This is a genomic window from Kiloniellales bacterium (assembly GCA_030064845.1).
Taxonomy (GTDB): Bacteria; Pseudomonadota; Alphaproteobacteria; order Kiloniellales; family JAKSDN01; genus JASJEC01.
Genome location: JASJEC010000044.1, coordinates 1 through 16973, shown reverse-complemented (window position 1 = coordinate 16973; position 16973 = coordinate 1). Strand labels below are relative to the sequence as shown.

Sequence of the window (16973 nt, the reverse complement as noted above, 5' to 3'; positions counted from 1 at the left end):
ATTTGCGCCGGGGCCAGGAGCGGGAGGCGCCGTGGGGTTGGGCCCCACAAGTCCTTCCGCGACGCCGCCCCGGCGCAAATGCGCCCCGTCCCGAAGGGATCCGGCGAAATCGGCCCGCTGCCGCGTTGCTCCCAGAGACTGAGACTGGGGTCGAATATGCTCGGCATGTCCTTCCTCCTCGCGCCCAACAGCGGGTCGATTTCACTCGGACCAGGAGCCCGCCCTGAATGTCAACAGGCCCTAGCAGGGCACGACCTTGGCAGCGAAGATATAGCCGACTCCGCGCACGGTCTTGATGATCTTCGGATTCGCCGGATCCGCCTCGATCTTCCTGCGCAGTCGCACGACCTGTGTGTCGATGCTGCGGTCGAACGGCGTCCAGTCGCGACCGTGAGTCAGGTCCATGATCTGATCGCGGTTCAGCGGCCGGTTCGGCGCACGGACAAGGGCGGATAGCAGATTGTACTCCCCGGTGGTCAGCGCCACGGGCTCACCGCCAGGATTGCGAAGCTCCATTTTGACCTGGTCGAAGCGCCAACCGTCGAAAGTCACCGCCGCGCACGCTCCGCCGGGCTGCGCCTCCTCCCGGTCCACGTCCTCGGGACCGCAGACGGCCGTGCTGCGGCGCAGGACCGTGCGAATGCGCGCCAGGACCTCCCGCAAGTGGAAGGGCTTCGCGATGTAGTCGTCGGCCCCGACTTCGAGGCCGACGACCCGGTCGAGCACGTCCCCCTTGCCGGTGATCATGATGATGGGGACTTCGGATTGGGCGCGGATTTCGCGGGTCAGCGAGAACCCGTCCTCGCCGGGCATCATCACGTCCAACATGATCAGGTCGATCGAGTCCCGGCCGATCTGCGCGCGCAGCGCCGCCCCGTCCTCGGCGAGAGTCACCGCGAAGCCTTCGCTCTCCAGGTAGCGGCCCAGCATGTCGCGGATCCGCGGATCGTCATCGACGACGAGTATGTGCTTTTGCGTCATCTAGTATGGCGTGCATCTTTGTCTGGAACGGCAGCATAGGCCGCAAGAGGCGTCGTTACAAACTGTCACCAAAAGTCGCGGATCTGACATAGCCGGTTCACGGGGCTCTGCTCTGCTCGAAGAACCCGTGCCGAGGCAAAAAAAAGGCCAGGGCACCGCAAGGAGAGGAGAGGAACGCCCATGCTCGCCCTGAAATCCGCCCCTTCTCATAAGGAAGATCAGGTCGGCCTGCTGGACTCGACCGTGCTGGGGGCTGGTCTGCCGGACCGCTCGTTGCGCGATCTGTTCTGCATCACGAGCCGAAAGGAAGTTCCGGCCCGCTCGACGATCGTCTGGGAAGGTGACGCGGGCAGCCACGTCTTCGAGGTCGTGAGCGGCGTCGTCAAGCTGTACAAGCTGACGCTGGACGGCCGGCGACAGGTGACGGGATTCGTCTACCCGGGGCAGCTGCTCGGTCTGGTCGATCAGGGCAACTACATCTACACCGCGGAAGCCGTGACCGACACGGTGCTGACCCTCTATCCGCGCAGCAAGCTCGATCAGATGGCCGACCGGATGCCGGGGCTCGCGCGGCGGCTGCTTACGCTCGCGCTCGGCGATCTGGTGGCGGCTCAGGAGCAGATGCTGTTGCTCGGACGCCGATCCGCGACCGAGAAGATCGCTTCTTTCCTCTTGCGCCTGTCCCGCAACAACGAAGCGCGGGGCGAAACGCCGTCGGCCCTGTTTCTGCCGATGACCCGCACCGATATCGGCGACTACCTGGGCCTGACCACCGAAACCGTGAGCCGGGTGATCAACCGCCTCAAGGACCAGGGTGTTCTGTCGTTGCGCCGGCATAAGTACATCGAAGTGCGCGATCTCGACCGACTCGAGGATCTAGCCGACGCAGGCTGCGAGGCCCTCGAGTGCTGAACAGGATCCGGAGCACCGGCACGGCACGGGCAATGTCGAGGGTAAGACCATGATGGGAACCATCATCGTGGCGGATGATGGCTCCGACCATGCCACCAAGGCTGTCAATCTGGCGAGCGCGTTCGCCGTCAAGTTCGGATCCAAACTGATCGTTCTCCACGCTGTCGAGCCGGACAGGCTGCCGGACGACGTGCTGGGCATGGCCGAAACCGAGCACCTCGTGCCCCATTCGGGCGGGGCTCGCCCCGACAACATGGGTGTCGCCACCCTTCAACATGGGATCGACAAGAGCGAGGCACGGCTCATAGCAGCTGAAGCGCTGGGCAGACAGGTTCTCAGCCGGGCCGAGGCCGACGCCCGCGCCGCCGGCGTCGGCGACGTTTCCACGGTCCTGGCATTCGGCGACCCGGCAAGTGAGATCCTGGACCAGCAGAAGACGGCGGCCGCCGACATGCTCGTACTCGGGACGCGGGGGCTCGGCCGGCTCCGGGGGTTGCTGGTCGGAAGCGTCTCCCACAAGGTGACGAGCCTCGCGCCCTGTACCTGTGTCCTGGCGCGCTAGTTCTCCCCCAGCCTAGCCGCATGGACCCGGCAGCGGCGATCCGCTAGAGTTCCTATCCCGGAGCGAAAAGGATTCTTGACCCATGAACGCAGCGATGAAGTGGGTGACCGGTGGGGTCGTCTTGCTGATCGGTTTAGTCGGACTGTTCCTCGCGGCCAACGCAACGGACAGCAGTCTCTCCTTCGCCGGGTTCGCGATCTTCGTAACCTCCCTTCTTTACGTTCTTCTCCAGGTCAAGCTGTCCTTCGATCAGAAAGGGGCACCCGGGAAGGAAGGCGGCGGCGCCGGCTCGTGACCGTGGAGTCCAAAATCCGAATTCCTGGGGTGATCGCTTGATGACAGGGTCGTCGCCGCAAGAACCATCGGCTGCGCGCCAGCAGGAGTCCTTCCCCGCGGCACCGGATATCGACGACCCGAGCTTCGACAATCCGCTCGACATCCTGGTCGCCGAGCACCAGCGTCAGCAGGTCATCTGCGACCAGCTCGACCGGATGGCCGAGGGGGTGGATGCGGCGCCGCTCGCGGGTCGGGCGGCCGAGATCATCGAGTTTTTGCGGTCCGACCTGGCATGGCATACCCTAGACGAAGAGCGCGGCCTCTTCCCTGCCCTGCGCCGACGCTGCCGGCCGGAAGACGGCATGGATCTGGTGCTCGAGCGCCTGATGGCGGAACACTCGCTCGACCACGATCTCGTGGACTTCCTCTTGGCCGATCTCGAGCTCCTCGCCCTGGGCCACCGGCTGGCCAATCCCACTCGGTTCCTGATGAACGTGCAGGCCTTCACCGCGACCCAGAGGCGCCACCTCGCCTGGGAGAACGCCACGGTGATCCCCCTCGCGCAGCGACGGCTGACGCCAGAGGATCTCCAGGCTCTGCGCGCCGATATGTCCGCGCGCCGTCGGCAGGAAGCGCCGAGCCCGGCCTGAGCCCAGCCGGCGCAAGCACCGCGTCGGGGCCGGAAACGCTCAATGCGACATGAGGATCGGCACGGTCATGTGTGCCATCAGATGCCGAGTGACACCGCCGAGCATCAATTCCCTTAAACGCGAGTGGCCGTAGGCCCCCATCACCAAGAGATCACTGCCCCGGTCAGCCAGCACGGACAGGATGGTGTCGCCGACCGAGAGCTCGCGCGTGGTCAGCCGCTGGACTTCGACATTGACGCCGTGCCGCGCCAGGTAGCGTGCAATGTCGGCGCCAGGATCGGCGCCGTGTCGTTCGGGTGAGATCTCGGGGTTGATGACCAGGACCTGTACCGACTTCGCCGCGATAAGCGCGGGCAGGGAGTCGCTGACCGCGCGCGCCGCCTCTCGGCCGGCGTCCCAGGCCAAGGTGATGTGCTGGCCCAGCATCTTGCGCGAGCCGACATAGGGCACGACGAGCACCGGCCGGCCGGCGCCCAACGCCACTTCCTCGGCCAGGTGCATGCCCCCGGGGGGCGGCGCATCGGGGTCGGGCTGGCCCATGATCACGAGATCGGCATAGCGCGCGTGCAGGCCGATCAGAGGTGCGATCTCGGTCTGCACGCAGGCTTTCGCCAGCGTCTCGACCTTGACGGCATTGCCCGTCATCGCCTGCTCGAAGGTCTCAGCAAGTTGCCCCGCCTGCGCGACCACTTGCGCCCGCATCGTGTTGATCGCCTCCGACTGCAACTGGTTGTAGGCGAAGCCGGGGAGGTTCGGCTCTACCGCGAGGGCCAGACCGGTCAGGTGAGCGTCGTGCGCCGCCGCGAGCCCGGCCGCGGCTTCGACCCGAGAGGAGCAGGCCTTGGTCTCGTCCAGATGCACCAGGATGTTCTTGAATGGCATTTTGCTTCACTCCCTTGGGTCGTTGCTCGCACTAGCGGGACGGCTTCCAGGCCCAGGCCCGTTCGGCGGCTTCGGCGACTTCCGCGGGCTCGAGCCGGCGGGCCAGGATGTCCAGATTGTCGGCCGCGGCGGGATGGCCGCTGCGCGCGGCAAGCGTTAGCCACATGAAGGCGTCGGCCCAGGCCGCGCGGTCGGCAGGCCGTTCACCGAGCAGGATACCCGCCTCGAATTGCGCTTCCGCGAGACCGCCAGCCGCGGCCCGGAGCGCCAGCTCGGTGGCTAGGTCGTCGTCGCACCTCACACCCTTGCCGGCGTGATAGAGCCGCGCAAGCAGCAACTGGGCGACGTGTCGGCCCCTCGCTGCGGCCGCCTCCAGCCACGGTGCCGCCGCGGCGCGGTCGCGGCCGAGAGCGCCCTCGCTGCCGGGCTGTCCGGCACCGTGATAGAGCAGGAAGCCGAGAACGAACTGGGCTTCCCCGTGCCCCTGTCGGGCGGCCTTTTCGAACCATGAGCGGGCCAAGCGATAGTCGCGCGCGACGGCCAGGCCGTCGCAGTAGAGGCTGCCGAGGGCGAATTGGGCCGCGGGATCGCCGGACTCGGCCGCGGGACGCAGGACCCGCAAGGCGGCCGCGTGGCGTCCATCCAGATAAGTCTGCCATCCTTCCGCGACCTCAGCCTGGACGAGCCCGGGCTGGGCGAACAAAACAAGACAGAGAAGCAGTCTTACGCACATGGTCAACGGCAAGCCCCGCCGGGTGGTCTCGGCGCAGCCGCACCGACCCGTCCATGCTGACCACACGGCGGCTGAGCAGCCATGATCTGTATCAAGCGCCAGGCCGGGCCTCTCGAAAGGAAGGACCGATCAGAAGGGGCCGCTGATCGACCGGGCTTTCCAGCGCCCGCGCCCCTCCCTGCTGCTCAGCAGGCTATTCCGTCTCTAGGCTGCGCACATAGGCGACCAGGGCGTCGATTTCCCGCCGGCTCAGCTGGAGCTTGGGCATCGGGGGGTGGGGATCGGACAGCCAGCCGCGCAGCCGCGCGTCGGTGTAGGCGGGGTCCTTCGCGATCGCAGGGAACCCGGGCGCCACATCGGTGGCATTGGCGTCCGGCGCCACTTGGTGACACTCTGCGCACCAGCGCTTGGCAATATCCCGCCCCTCTTCCACTTCCCCGAAGGCCGCGGCTGGAGTCGCGGCGAAAGCCAGGGCCAGGGCCAGGGCGAGCTCAGCAGGCTTCCGACTCCTCGCGCGTGCATTCGCTGAAGCTGAAGAATTCCTTCTCATCGGTGCGTGTCGCATCAAAGCTCCTTTGGTCCATACAATGCACCTTGGCAAAGATCACCTGCCGCCCGTCGACATCCCGTTCCACAACGTGCGTGATGTAGGCAACCTCGCAGTCGTGCGCCGAACGGATCTCGATCACCAGGTCCTCGCGCCAGCCGGCCGATGCAGAGGCATCGTGAACGGCGAGCGCGAGCAGAAGCGCCACCGCCAGGCCGGCACCGGCTCCTCGCCATGTCGGGGTGCTTGCCATCACGCGGTCCTCTTCGATCAGCCGGATTTGGCGTCGCTCAGGTCTTCGATATGCGCAATGCGAAAGGTGCGCAAGCGGCCGTCGTGCTCCGTGATTGAGACGTACTCGCCGGGAAGGAACTGGTGACTATCGAACTTGAAGCCCGCTTCGTCGTCGTCGACGTCCCCGCTGATGTCGTAGTGGAAGGCCCAGCTACGGCCCCGCGTGTGGACCAGGTGACCGATCTCCTCGTCCTCACCGGCCCAGAACCGGCGCACGCGGCAAGCGTCGCGGTGCTGTCGCCAAGCTTCCGCGTCGATATGCCCGTCATCCGTTAACGGCGCAACGAACTCGTAGCCATGACGGTCGCTGCCTTGCGGAAAGTCGTGATCGCGCGCCAGGGTGAGACGGATCTTCTTCATGCTCATGGTCGATCTCTCCTTCAGACCGGCCGGGTCCGTGGCGCGATCCGGTCGCGTCGCACCCGAAACCTCGTTCAGTGGGTCATCAGCACGGGAATTGTCGCGTCCCGCAGAGCTGACCGGGTCGCGCCGCCGAAGGCGAATTCGCGCAGGCGGCTGTGTCCGTAGGCGCCCATGACAAGCAGGTCCGCGCCAAGATCACTCGCCTGTTCGAGCAGAAGCTCGCCGACCGCCCGGTCGCGCGCCGCCAGCGTGACGACCTGGGCATCGACCTTACGGTGGCGCAGCGTTTTGGCGAGCTCGGCAGGGTTGGCATTGCCATCGCGATCCGTGATGCTGATCAGGGTAACCACATCGGCCGAGGAGAGAAAGGGCTCAGCGGCCCATGCGCTTCGCGCCGACTCGCGCGTATCGTTCCAAGCGATGGCTATGTGCCGGCCCGGGGCAGCCGCCGCGCCTTCTGGCGGCCCGTTCGGCGGCGCGACAATGACCGGCCGACCGCTGTCGAACAGCACGCTCTCCAGATTGGTCCACGCCGATGCGGTGTCGTCCGCGACGGGCCGCCGCGTGATGATGAGATCGAACAGCCGCGCGCGGTGAGCTGCCAGGGTCTGGGGATGCCCGGTAATCTCGTGCCAAGCGGCAGCGAAGCGGCTGCCGTTGACCGCCGCATCGGGCTGTACCACCGGGACCTTGCGTTTCTTCGTAAGGCTATCGAACAGGCTGCGGGCATGCTTCGCCCGATCCTCCACGGCGCGTTCGGTGCTGGAGATAATCTGCTCCATCGCCTGCGCCGAAAGCCCGTCGGCGATGATCGGTATCATCTCCTCCGAACCCGGCCTAACATGGAGCGCCTCAATATAGGCGCCGTGCCGTTCTGCCAGGTCCAGTCCGGTCCCCAGCGCCGACTCGCAGCCGGGATCGCCGTCGAGCAAAGCCAAAACCGTCGCGATGGTCATTGCGCGTCCTCGGTTCCGTGATCCGTCTCCCGGTGCAACCCTGCCGCCGGCGCCTCGGAGCGGCCTTGACCTGGATCAAGGGGCGAAGGGGTCGGGTTCCGGTCCACCGTCGCCTAGCCCCCGTTGACGCAGATCATGGCGCCAGAGCGCCGCGGCTGGAAAGTTCGAATCCAGGTTTAGACGAGTCGTCGCGAGGAGAAAATCATGGTTGAGAAAACTGGCAAGGTCGATGTCAAGAAGGCCGAGCGAGGGGGCTCCGAACTTCCCTCGGTGTTCGATTGGTCGCGCCCGCTGACGGATCTCCGCGGCGAGGTCGATCGTGTCTTCGAGAGCTTCATGAAGGGCTGGCCGCAGATGCCCCGGGCGTCCTTCGCCGCGGACTGGCGCGAGCTATCGCCGAGCGTCGACGTGAGCGAATCCGACGAGGCCTACGAGATCGCGGTCGAGCTGCCGGGCATGGACGAACAGGACGTCGAGCTCACGTTGCGCGACGACATGCTCACCCTGTCCGGCGAGAAGAAATCGGAGAAGGAGGAGAAGAAGAAGGACTATGTCCTGAGCGAGCGCAGCTATGGCAGCTTCAAGCGCAGTTTCCGGCTGCCGACCGACATCAACCCCGATAAGATCAGCGCCGAGCTGAAGCAGGGGATCATGACGATCACCCTGCCAAAGACAGCCGAGGCTCAGGAAAACAAGAAAAAGATCGCCATCACCTCGAAGTAGTCTGTTCAGGCCCATGAATGCGCCGGTTTCCCGCCGGCGCCCAAGCGAGGAAGTCGAGTGATGACCAGCAAAACGGCAACACGCGCAGCCGCCGCGTCCGGCAAAGGAGTGCATCAGGGGCAACCGGCTCCGATCGACATGAGCACGCTCGCCGAGGCGAACCAAGCCAACCTCGAAGCGGTCATGGCGAGCGGCGCGGCGTTCTTCGACGCGATGACGACGATGAACCAGGAGCTGGCCGGTTTCGCCACCCGGCGCCTGCAGATGGCCATCGAACGCTCCGAGGCCTTGATGCGCTGCGATCAGCCGGAGACCCTGCTGCAGGCCCAGATGGACTTCAGCCGCCACGCCTACGAGCAGTACCTGATCGAGGCGGCCAAGCTGATGACCATGGCGGCCGAGATCACCGAAGAGTGCTGGCGGCCGCTGCAGACGCGCAGCCTCTCGGCGCTGCACCAGCTGCACCGCCGCTGAGCCCGCTCCGAGGCCCGAAGCCGGCTGTTCAAGTCCGCGCCGGCACGGCATAAGATGTCGCCTCGCGCGTGCGCCGGGGCTAGACTTGTTGGAGCCGGAGCTTGTCCGTTCGAAATCTCGAGTTCCTGCTCCGGCCGGCCTCCGTCGCCATCATCGGCGCTAGCCATCGGCCCCAGTCGGTCGGAAAGGTTCTGGCATCGAACCTGTTCCGCGGCGGTTTTCAGGGCCCGATCATGCCGGTCCATCCGCGCAGCGTGGCGGTCGAAGGCGTGCTCGCCTATCGCGACGTCGCCGCCCTGCCCCGCGCGCCCGATCTCGCCGTTATCGCGACGCCGCCGGAAACCGTAGCATCCCTGGTCCACGAACTCGGCGCCCGCGGCACCAAGGCGGCGGTAATCGTCACAACGGGTTTCGGCGCGGCGGGTGAGGACGGCAAGGCATGCCGTCAGGCTGTGCTCGATGCGGCGCGGCCGCACTGCCTGCGCGTTGTCGGCCCCAACTGCCTGGGGCTCCAAGTTCCCGCCCTGGGCCTCAATGCCAGCTTCGGTCATATCCAAGCCGAGAGCGGGGGCCTCGCCTTCGTCACCCAATCGGGCGCCATGATCACCACCATGCTCGACTGGGCGGCGCCCAAAGGGATCGGATTCTCGGAAGTGGTCTCGCTGGGCGACATGGCCGACGTCGACTTCGGCGACATGCTGGACTACCTCGCGATCGATCCGGCGACCCGCGCGGTCCTGCTCTACGTCGAGGCGATCACCGACGCCCGAAAATTCATGTCGGCGGCCCGCGCCGCCGCGCGGATCAAACCGGTGATCGTCATCAAGGCGGGCAGGTTCGAAGAGGGCGCCCGGGCCGCTGCCTCCCACACGGGTGCGCTGGCCGGCGCCGACGAGGTCTACGACGCCGCCTTCCGGCGCGCGGGCATGCTGCGGGTGCAGACTCTCTACGAACTCTTCTCGGCCGCAGAGACGCTCTCGAGCGGGATCAAGGTGCGCGGCGACCGCCTGGCCATCATGACCAACGGCGGTGGCCTGGGCGTGCTCGCCTGCGATGCCCTGGCGGAGCACGGCGGCAAACTGGCGGAGCTGCCCGATTCCCTGATCGAACGGCTCGATGCCGTATTGCCGCCGACCTGGAGCCGGAGCAATCCCATCGATCTGATCGGCGACGCGACGGGCGCGCGCTACGCCGCAGCGCTCGAATGCCTGCTCGAGGACAAGAGCGCAGACGCACTGCTCGTCCTGCACTGCCCCGTCGCCGTCGCCGATTCGAGCGAGGTTGCCGCCGCGGTGATCAGCGCACTCAAAGGTAGCCGACGGCCGGTGCTGGCCGCCTGGCCCGGAGACTTCGCCGCCGCCGAGGCGCGCAGGATGCTCGCGGGCCAGGGCCTCGCGGTTTACCAGACGCCCGAGGATGCCGTTTCAGCCTTCGCGCACCTGGTGACCCATCAGCGCAACCAGGCGCTGCTGATGGAAACCCCGGAGTCCCTGCCCAAGGGGATCACGCCCGATCGCGACGCGGCGCGCGCCGCTATCGCGGGGGCGCTGGCGGACGGCCGGGACTGGCTGACCGAGCCCGAAGCCAAAGACGTGCTGGCCGCCTACGGCATCCCCGTGGTGCCCACCCGGATCGCCGCCGACTCCCACGAAGCGGCTCGGGCCGCCGAAACTCTGGGCTTTCCGGTCGCGCTCAAGATCCTCTCGCCCGACATCACCCACAAGAGCGACGTCGGCGGCGTTCTCCTGCAGCTGGAGAACGCCGCTGTCGTGCGCGCCGCAGGTGAAGGCCTCCTGGCCCGGGTCCGGCGCCTGCAGCCGGAGGCCCGTATCACCGGTCTCACGGTCCAGACAATGATCGAGCGCGGCGAGGCCCATGAGCTGATCCTGGGCGCCAAGGTCGACCGCCAGTTCGGCCCGGTGATCCTGTTCGGCGCCGGCGGCACGGCGGTCGAGGTGGTCCGGGATCGGGCCGTCGCGCTGCCGCCGCTCAATCTGAACCTCGCTCGTCAGCTCATGGCCGATACGCGGATCCACGCGTTGCTCCAGGGTTATCGCGAGCGCCCCGCAGCGGCGATCGACGAGATCGCCCTGGCGCTGGTCAGGCTGTCGCAGCTGGTTGCCGAGATCGCCGAGGTCGTCGAGGTCGACATCAATCCACTGCTGGCTGATTCGGACCGGGTGATCGCCCTTGACGCCCGAATCAAGGTCGCTCCGGCGGAGGGACCCGCCCAGCGCCGTCTCGCCCTGCGTCCCTACCCCGAGGAGTTGGCCGAGACGGTCCAGCTCTCTGACGGCCACCCCGTGCGCCTGCGTCCAATCCGCCCGGAAGACGAGCCGTCGCTTCAGGAAGGCTTCAAGAAGCTGTCGGAGCAGGACGTGCGCATGCGCTTTTTCGCCCCCATCAAGGCGCTCGATCACCGCACGGCGGCGCGACTGTCTCAGATCGACTACGATCGCGAGATGGCCTTCGTCGCCTACGATCCCGAAGTCGGGTCGGCCGACCTCTGGGGCGTCGTTCGCTGCCACGCCGACCCGGACAAGGCGCGCGCCGAGTTCGCGATAACGGTGCGCTCCGACCGGAAGCAGCGGGGCCTGGGCTCGGCGCTGATGACCAAGCTGGTCGACTACTGCCGCGAACAGGGCATTGGCGAGGTGTGGGGCGACGTGCTGTCGGAGAACAGGGCCATGATCGGCCTCGCCAAACGCTTCGGCTTCAAGGAGCGTCGCGACCCCGATGAAGCGGGCATAGCGCGCGTCACGCTGGCGATCGGCGGCTTTGACCGGGATCAAGGCGGGACCGGCTGACCTCGTCATAATGCCGCTGCGGTGTCGGGTGCCGGGCGAGCCCTCGATGGCCAGCTCGCGGACGGCGGCTCTTTGAAACATGGCGGAGGTGAGGCGATGTTTTTCATGCAGTGGACTCCGGGCATGAGCGTCGGCGTCCCGGAGTTGGACGACGATCACAAGGTCCTGATCCGGGTCATCAACCAGCTCGCCGAGAACGCCGAGAGCGACGGGCGCCCGGCGGTGGTTCGGCAATGCCTCTACGCCCTGATGCGCTATGCCGAGTACCACTTCGGCCGCGAAGAGGAAGTCATGAACGCCTGCGGCTTCCCCGAGCTGTCGACCCATCGCGAGGAACACCAGAGGTTCATCACGAAGATTCGCAGCGTCGCCGCGAGCTTCGAGCAAGGCGAGAGCGGTCCCGAGGCGGCCGCGGGCAAGACCACGGCATCGATCAAGGATTCGGAAACCGGTGCGCGACTCGACCAGGAACTCCTGGACTTCCTCAAGAACTGGCTGAATCACCACATCCTGGTGATCGACATGGCATACCGCCCATTGGTCGAGAACCGCCCCGAAGCGCGCGAAGCCGCCAAAGCCTTCAAAGCCGCCGACGTATGGTGGAGCCAATAGCGGCGGCCAGACGTCCGCTCGCTCCACGCCTTATCTTACGAGAACCCTATTTCAGCGGGAACTTCACACCGGCAATGCCGAGTGGCGCCAGGGGCGCACGGGCCTTGAGCGCCTTAACGTCGGGCACCAGGAACTCGGTCGGCGAGAAAAACGTCAGGAGGCGGTCTTTCTTTACCCGACCCAGGACCCGGCTGACCGTTTCCGGCGTTAGCCCCAGATAGTCGGCGATGTCGCCGCGGCCCATCGGCAAGCGGACCAGGAACCCTTCCGGTGTCGGGCGGCCCAGCCGACCCGTCATATCTGCCAGGAACAGGCAGATTCGCTCCATCGCGTCCAGGCGGCCGAGCGTCACGAGATGGGCCGACGCCCGCCTGACCTGCTCCTGGGCGACCTGAAACAGGGCGGCCCCGCAAACGGGCTCGGTGCCGATCCGGTCGGCGATCTCGGCGCCCAGGTCGAGCTCGCAGAGCCAACTTGGCGCCAGCGCCTCGACCCAGATTTCCGCCTCGTCGGCGCCCGCCACCGGCCCCACGACTTCGCCCGGAACCGACAGGCAGACGATCTGCCGGCGGCCGTCGCGCAGGTTGGTACAGGTCGAGACCAGACCATTGAGGACAGTCCAGATCCGCAGGCTCATACTGGCGCGGATTCGTTCTCCTCGTTCGAGCTGCCGGCCCCGTGGCGGCATTTCGCTCGGCATCAGCCGGCACAGCTCGGTCGCGCAGTCTCGGCAGGAGCCGCCACGGTCCATCGGCCGTTGATGGTGATCGATCGGAGTATCGAGCAAGCGTACCCCCGCTTTTTCCTTGGCTGGCGGAAGCCCGAAACCTCTGCCTTCGCGGCCCGCCAGCTCACCTTGGGCGGACAAAAACCGCCGGGCATTGACTTGGATCAAGCGTCCGGCCGATCAGAGCCCGAGCCGCGACCAATGAGATTTTTTTGACTTAAATCAGAGCGGACCTCCCGAATCTCGTCTAGCGTTTTTGAGCATGCTATTGCGGTCCTGCCGCATCCGACGGGCGGCCGGGCCGAGAAGGACGGCACGGGGGAAACAAATATGAGAGCGGTTCTGTTCGCTTTGCTGACGTTGCTGGTCAGCGGCACCGCGATGAGTGCCCAAGGTTGCCTGACCTGCCACGAGGGAATCGAGCGTTTCACCGACGGACCGATGATCGAACAGATCGAGGCCCTGGGCGCCGACCACGGCGATCCTGCGGGCTGCGTCATGTGCCACGGCGGAAACCCGGCGGCGACGACCAGCGCGGAGCAGGCCCACAAAGGCGCGCCCGCCTCGCTGATCGAGGCCGACGGTCCCGACCGCTTCTTCCCCGACCCCGGCGCCGTCTGGATCGCGGACAAGACCTGCGGCCAGTGCCACCCCGGCTACGCCGAACGGGTCGCGAAGTCGCTGATGAACACCGAGGCCGGCAAGCTGCAGGGCAACCTGTGGTCCTGGGGCGTGCAGAAAGATCACAAGGTCATCTGGGGCAACTACACCCTGACCGACGACGACGGGCCCGAACCCATGGTAGGGACCGACGAATACAAGGCCTACATGACCGCCTACGTGGCGGCCCATCCCGACCAGATGCCTTCGCGGATGACGCAGGTGCCGGCGGTCGATGTCACCCAGATACCGAAGCATCCCAATCTGGCCGGCATTACCTATTCCCGCCAGCAGTGCCAGCGCTGCCATGTCGGGGTGAACGGACGCGAAAAGCGCGGTGACTATCGCGGCGCCGGCTGCTCGTCCTGTCACGTTCCCTATTCAAACGACGGCTTCTACGAGGGCGGCGACCCGACGATCTCGAAGGAACAGCCGGGCAAGCTTCTGGTCCACCGCATGCAGGCGACCCGCAAGTCGAAGGTCCAGGTCGGCGACCTGACCTACTCTGGGATTCCCTCGGAGACCTGCAACTCCTGCCACAACCGCGGCAAGCGGATCGGCGTCTCCTATCAGGGAATCATGGAGTTCCCCTACGGCTCGCCCTACACCGCGACCGGCGGCAAGCAGCCCAAGCTGCACACCAAGAACTATCTCTTCATCAAGGACGACCTGCACCACCAGGTCCAGTCGCGGCCCGGCAATCCGGAAGGCGGCATGCTGTGCCAGGACTGCCACACCACGGTGGACATGCACGGCGACGGCAACCTGCCGGGCACGACCCTCGCCCAGGTCGAGATCGAGTGCGAGGACTGCCACGGCACGACGACCAAGTTCCCCTGGGAGCTGCCGCTCGGCCACGGCGAGGAGCACGGCAAGCAGATCGCCCAAACGCCCCGCGGCCTCGCCGACGACATCACCGATGAGCAGTACATGGCCACGGTCTACGATGCCGAGGACGGCTATCTCCTGACCGCCCGCGGCAATCCCTACGGCAACGTGGTCAAGCGGGGCGACAAGGTCATCCTCCATTCCGCCTCGGGTCTCGAGTTCGAGGTCCCCGTGCTGAGGCAGATCGCGGTCGACGATGCCTGGAAGAACCAGAACGCCAAGGTCGCCATGGGCTCGGTCAACCGGCACATGGAGCAGCTCGAGTGCTACGCCTGCCACGCCGACTGGGCGCCGCAGTGCTATGGCTGCCACATCACGGTCGACTACTCCAAGGGCAAGACCGACATCGACTGGATCGCCAATGCCAACGCGCGCGGTGAAGACGGCCTGACGGCCGACGCCCCGCTCGGCACAAACGGGCTGACCACCGCCGGCAAGGTCTCCGAGACCCGCTCCTACCTGCGCTGGGAGGAGCCGACCCTGGGGATCAACGGTGAAGGCCGGGTGTCGCCCATGATGCCGGGCTGCCAGGTCATCACCACGGTGATCGACCAGGACGGCAATACGGTGGTCCACAACAAGACCTGGATGACCCCCGACGCCGGCGGCACCAAGGGACTCGACCACGCCGCGGTTCAGCCGCACACCGCCGGCCGCCTGGCGCGCAGCTGCGAGAGCTGCCACAACAACCCCAAGGCGCTCGGCTACGGCATCTCGGACGGGCGTTTCCTGAAGGGTTACGAGGACGGCTTCGTGGTCGACCTCGAAACCGCCACGGGCGACATTATCCCGAGGCAGACCAGCATGCAGTCCCAGCCGGTACCTTCGCTCGACCACGATCTGAGCCAGATCGTGACGCGCGAGGGCAAACAGCTGGTCACGGTCGGTTCGCACTGGCCGCTGACCGGGCCCCTGCCCCAGGAAGTGCGGGACAAGATGGAACGCACCGGGCTCTGCATGGGCTGCCACCAGAACATGACCGACGAAGACCTCTGGGCCAAGGTCAACTCGGAGGCCTTCGTCAACAACGAGGAGCACCAGGCGGTCATGGACGAGGCCATTCATGCCCTCGCCAAGGAGAAGGAGTGAGTAGCCATGCGCAGATACTTTACCGCCCTGCTCGGCGCGCTGCTCCTCGCGCTTTCCTTCTCCTCGAGCGCGACGGCTGCCCAGCCCTATAGCGCCGTCGATCTCCTGCAGGCCTGCACCGAGGCGGACAACGACGCCCGCTGGGGCGAGGTCGCGGAGCTGGAGTGCGAGCAGTACATCATGGGCTTCGTTCACGCCCTCCTGGAGCTCAAGGAGGGCAGTGTCTGCCCGCCGGCGCAGAACACCGCCGACGAGGTGCGCTGGGCCTACATGCGCTGGGTGCACGCAGACTACGGCGCGCACAAGGACATGACCGCCGGCAATGCCCTCCTGCAAACGCTGCGCGAGAAGTTCGGGTGTAACTAGACCGCGGCTTGACCCAGGAACGGGACCAATTTGACCCGGTATTGCTTTACTGCTCGCTCATGCCGGTGACAGCCGTCGACATCTAGCGATTGGCTTCGTCGATCCAGTCGAGCGCCCGCGCTTCGAGGAAGTCGTAAAAGGGGTTGTGCCGGATGCGGATGAGCCAGTCCGTTGGGAGGCGCAGCAGGCCTCGCTCGCCCTGAATGGCCGTCGGCCCGAGAAAGATTCTGTCCCCGTTCTCCGGCGGTATGCGTCCGTAGAGCGGATCGTCCGGCGGGAACGGCAGGGCGACATGGGATAGGGAAAGAAGTCCCCGGGGCCACTCCGTCTCGAGCCGGACCGTCTTCGTGATCCCGGGCGAGAATGGCGGCTTGTGGCGCGCCACGACCGCTCTGCTCTCAGGGTTCTCGTTGGTGACGAAGGTCACGGAAAACGGCAGGTCCGTCTCCGCCATCAGCCTGTCGGTCAGGGGCGCGGGGTCCGTCACCATCAGCTTCGACGTGACCGCGAAGCGGTTGATGTCGAACAGCACGAGCTCGTGGCGATTCGGCGCCAGGCGGCCGAGCAAATTGTCGACCACTGCATTGAGCGTGACCGTCATGTCGGCCGTCGACTTGAACACCTGGACCGGCGGGAGGACGTCCTCGGGGCTGGCTTCGGCGCGCTCGCGCACGCGCCGCGCCACCAGCCGGGTCAGGCGGTGAACCTGCGCCCCCGCGTTGGTGGCGAAGGAGTTGTACTTGTAGGGGTCGAACTCGAGCATGACCTGCAGCCAGGCGAGCCCTCCCAAGCCTGGGAACTCACCCAGGGCATTCTTGAACCCGGCGAGCGCGGCGGCCGGATGGATGCCGACCGCCGGCGAGATCAGCACGAGCGAGGCTGGCACCGGCAGGTCCCGGTCTTCCTGGGCGTCGAGCGTGTAGTTCAGCGCCAGGGACGCGCCGGTCGAATAGCCGACGACGTGGAGCGGCTTGCTGCCGGTCTCGGCGTCCAGATGCTCGGCGCCCAGGCGCACCGCCTCGGCCATGTCGCGCCAGGTGAAGCTTGTGAGACCCGAGGGTGCCGTGCCGTGTCCGGGCAGGCGTAGCGCGACTACGTGATAACCGCGCTTGTTGAGCGCGTCACCCAGGTTCCGCAGCGTATAGGGCGCGTCGGTCAAGCCGTGCAGCAGCAGCACGCCGCCCCGCGGCCGCTTAGCCGGCCACTCGAAGCTCCGGTTCCAATCGGGTTCGCGGCCGCGGGGATCGGCCGCGCTGCCGGGACTGTAGCGGAACGTCGCGAACTCCGGCCCGGTCGGGGCATCGGCGTAAACCTCGTCGTCGAGCTGCTGGAACAGTTCCCGTTCCAGTTGGAGATAGTCGTCGAAGGTCCGGACCTCGTCGGTCCTGCTGGCGGTGAACTCCGCCGTGAGATCTTCCGTGTGCCAAGGCTCGACATCCGGAGCGGCGCAGCCCGGCACGACGGCGAGGAG

At 66.5% G+C, this 16973-nt stretch carries 19 protein-coding genes; 10 read left to right on the top strand and 9 right to left on the bottom strand.

Translation table 11 applies throughout. From position 1 onward, the window contains the following. Positions 1–240: 240 nt before the first annotated feature. The gene (locus QNJ67_15160; GenBank protein MDJ0610314.1) at positions 241–981 is read right to left on the bottom strand and encodes a response regulator; all 741 of its coding nucleotides are present in this window, start codon (positions 979–981) and stop codon (positions 241–243) included. 180 nt (positions 982–1161) lie between these two features. Between QNJ67_15160 and QNJ67_15155 the strand changes: the two genes are divergently transcribed. The 4 genes from QNJ67_15155 to QNJ67_15140 all read left to right on the top strand — a co-directional run bounded on the left by QNJ67_15155 (position 1162) and on the right by QNJ67_15140 (position 3381). Further along, entirely contained in the window at positions 1162–1893 is a 732-nt protein-coding gene (locus tag QNJ67_15155) for a helix-turn-helix domain-containing protein (protein ID MDJ0610313.1), read from the top strand. 49 nt (positions 1894–1942) lie between these two features. Beyond that, positions 1943–2455, top strand: a complete 513-nt coding sequence (locus tag QNJ67_15150) for a universal stress protein (GenBank protein MDJ0610312.1) — start codon at positions 1943–1945, stop codon at positions 2453–2455. 82 nt (positions 2456–2537) lie between these two features. Then, positions 2538–2750: a hypothetical protein gene (locus tag QNJ67_15145; protein MDJ0610311.1), complete on the top strand. Its 213-nt coding sequence runs from the start codon at positions 2538–2540 to the stop codon at positions 2748–2750. Between the two features lie 40 nt (positions 2751–2790). Continuing rightward, positions 2791–3381: a hemerythrin domain-containing protein gene (locus QNJ67_15140; protein ID MDJ0610310.1), complete on the top strand. Its 591-nt coding sequence runs from the start codon at positions 2791–2793 to the stop codon at positions 3379–3381. Positions 3382–3420: 39 nt separating this feature from the next. On the opposite strand, the gene QNJ67_15135 is transcribed toward QNJ67_15140, so the two are convergent. The 6 genes from QNJ67_15135 to QNJ67_15110 all read right to left on the bottom strand — a co-directional run bounded on the left by QNJ67_15135 (position 3421) and on the right by QNJ67_15110 (position 7156). Then, on the bottom strand, positions 3421–4263 hold the full coding sequence (locus QNJ67_15135; GenBank protein ID MDJ0610309.1) for a universal stress protein: 843 nt from the start codon (positions 4261–4263) through the stop codon (positions 3421–3423). A gap of 31 nt (positions 4264–4294) precedes the next feature. Further along, positions 4295–4996 (bottom strand): tetratricopeptide repeat protein, encoded by a 702-nt coding sequence (locus QNJ67_15130; GenBank protein ID MDJ0610308.1) that lies wholly within the window; start codon positions 4994–4996, stop codon positions 4295–4297. Positions 4997–5189: 193 nt separating this feature from the next. Beyond that, positions 5190–5546 carry a cytochrome c gene (locus QNJ67_15125; protein ID MDJ0610307.1) on the bottom strand — a complete coding sequence of 119 codons (357 nt, stop codon included), beginning with the start codon at positions 5544–5546 and terminating at the stop codon, positions 5190–5192. Further along, the gene (locus QNJ67_15120) at positions 5488–5796 is read right to left on the bottom strand and encodes a hypothetical protein (GenBank protein MDJ0610306.1); all 309 of its coding nucleotides are present in this window, start codon (positions 5794–5796) and stop codon (positions 5488–5490) included. The genes QNJ67_15125 and QNJ67_15120 overlap by 59 nt, the downstream gene beginning before the upstream one ends. A gap of 17 nt (positions 5797–5813) precedes the next feature. Continuing rightward, positions 5814–6203 (bottom strand): hypothetical protein, encoded by a 390-nt coding sequence (locus QNJ67_15115; protein MDJ0610305.1) that lies wholly within the window; start codon positions 6201–6203, stop codon positions 5814–5816. A 68-nt stretch (positions 6204–6271) separates the two neighbouring features. After that, positions 6272–7156, bottom strand: a complete 885-nt coding sequence (locus tag QNJ67_15110) for a universal stress protein (GenBank protein ID MDJ0610304.1) — start codon at positions 7154–7156, stop codon at positions 6272–6274. Positions 7157–7360: 204 nt separating this feature from the next. On the opposite strand from QNJ67_15110, the gene QNJ67_15105 reads away from it, so the two are divergent. From QNJ67_15105 to QNJ67_15090, 4 genes are all read left to right on the top strand, one after another. Then, positions 7361–7879 (top strand): Hsp20/alpha crystallin family protein, encoded by a 519-nt coding sequence (locus tag QNJ67_15105; GenBank protein ID MDJ0610303.1) that lies wholly within the window; start codon positions 7361–7363, stop codon positions 7877–7879. Between the two features lie 60 nt (positions 7880–7939). After that, on the top strand, positions 7940–8353 hold the full coding sequence (locus tag QNJ67_15100; GenBank protein MDJ0610302.1) for a phasin family protein: 414 nt from the start codon (positions 7940–7942) through the stop codon (positions 8351–8353). A 101-nt stretch (positions 8354–8454) separates the two neighbouring features. Further along, positions 8455–11160, top strand: a complete 2706-nt coding sequence (locus tag QNJ67_15095) for a bifunctional acetate--CoA ligase family protein/GNAT family N-acetyltransferase (protein ID MDJ0610301.1) — start codon at positions 8455–8457, stop codon at positions 11158–11160. A 96-nt stretch (positions 11161–11256) separates the two neighbouring features. Beyond that, positions 11257–11772, top strand: coding sequence for a bacteriohemerythrin (locus QNJ67_15090; protein MDJ0610300.1), 516 nt, complete (start codon positions 11257–11259; stop codon positions 11770–11772). 46 nt (positions 11773–11818) lie between these two features. Here QNJ67_15090 and QNJ67_15085 read toward each other — a convergent pair whose 3' ends face one another. Beyond that, positions 11819–12409, bottom strand: a complete 591-nt coding sequence (locus QNJ67_15085; GenBank protein ID MDJ0610299.1) for a helix-turn-helix domain-containing protein — start codon at positions 12407–12409, stop codon at positions 11819–11821. Between the two features lie 420 nt (positions 12410–12829). On the opposite strand from QNJ67_15085, the gene QNJ67_15080 reads away from it, so the two are divergent. Both QNJ67_15080 and QNJ67_15075 read left to right on the top strand, forming a co-directional pair. Then, entirely contained in the window at positions 12830–15136 is a 2307-nt protein-coding gene (locus tag QNJ67_15080; protein ID MDJ0610298.1) for a hypothetical protein, read from the top strand. Between the two features lie 6 nt (positions 15137–15142). After that, a complete protein-coding gene (locus QNJ67_15075) occupies positions 15143–15502 on the top strand; it encodes a Rap1a/Tai family immunity protein (GenBank protein MDJ0610297.1) in 360 nt (119 codons plus the stop codon). An 82-nt stretch (positions 15503–15584) separates the two neighbouring features. Here the strand turns inward: QNJ67_15075 and QNJ67_15070 are convergent. Beyond that, a partial coding sequence (locus tag QNJ67_15070; protein ID MDJ0610296.1) for an alpha/beta hydrolase occupies positions 15585–16973 on the bottom strand: 1389 nt, incomplete at its 5' end.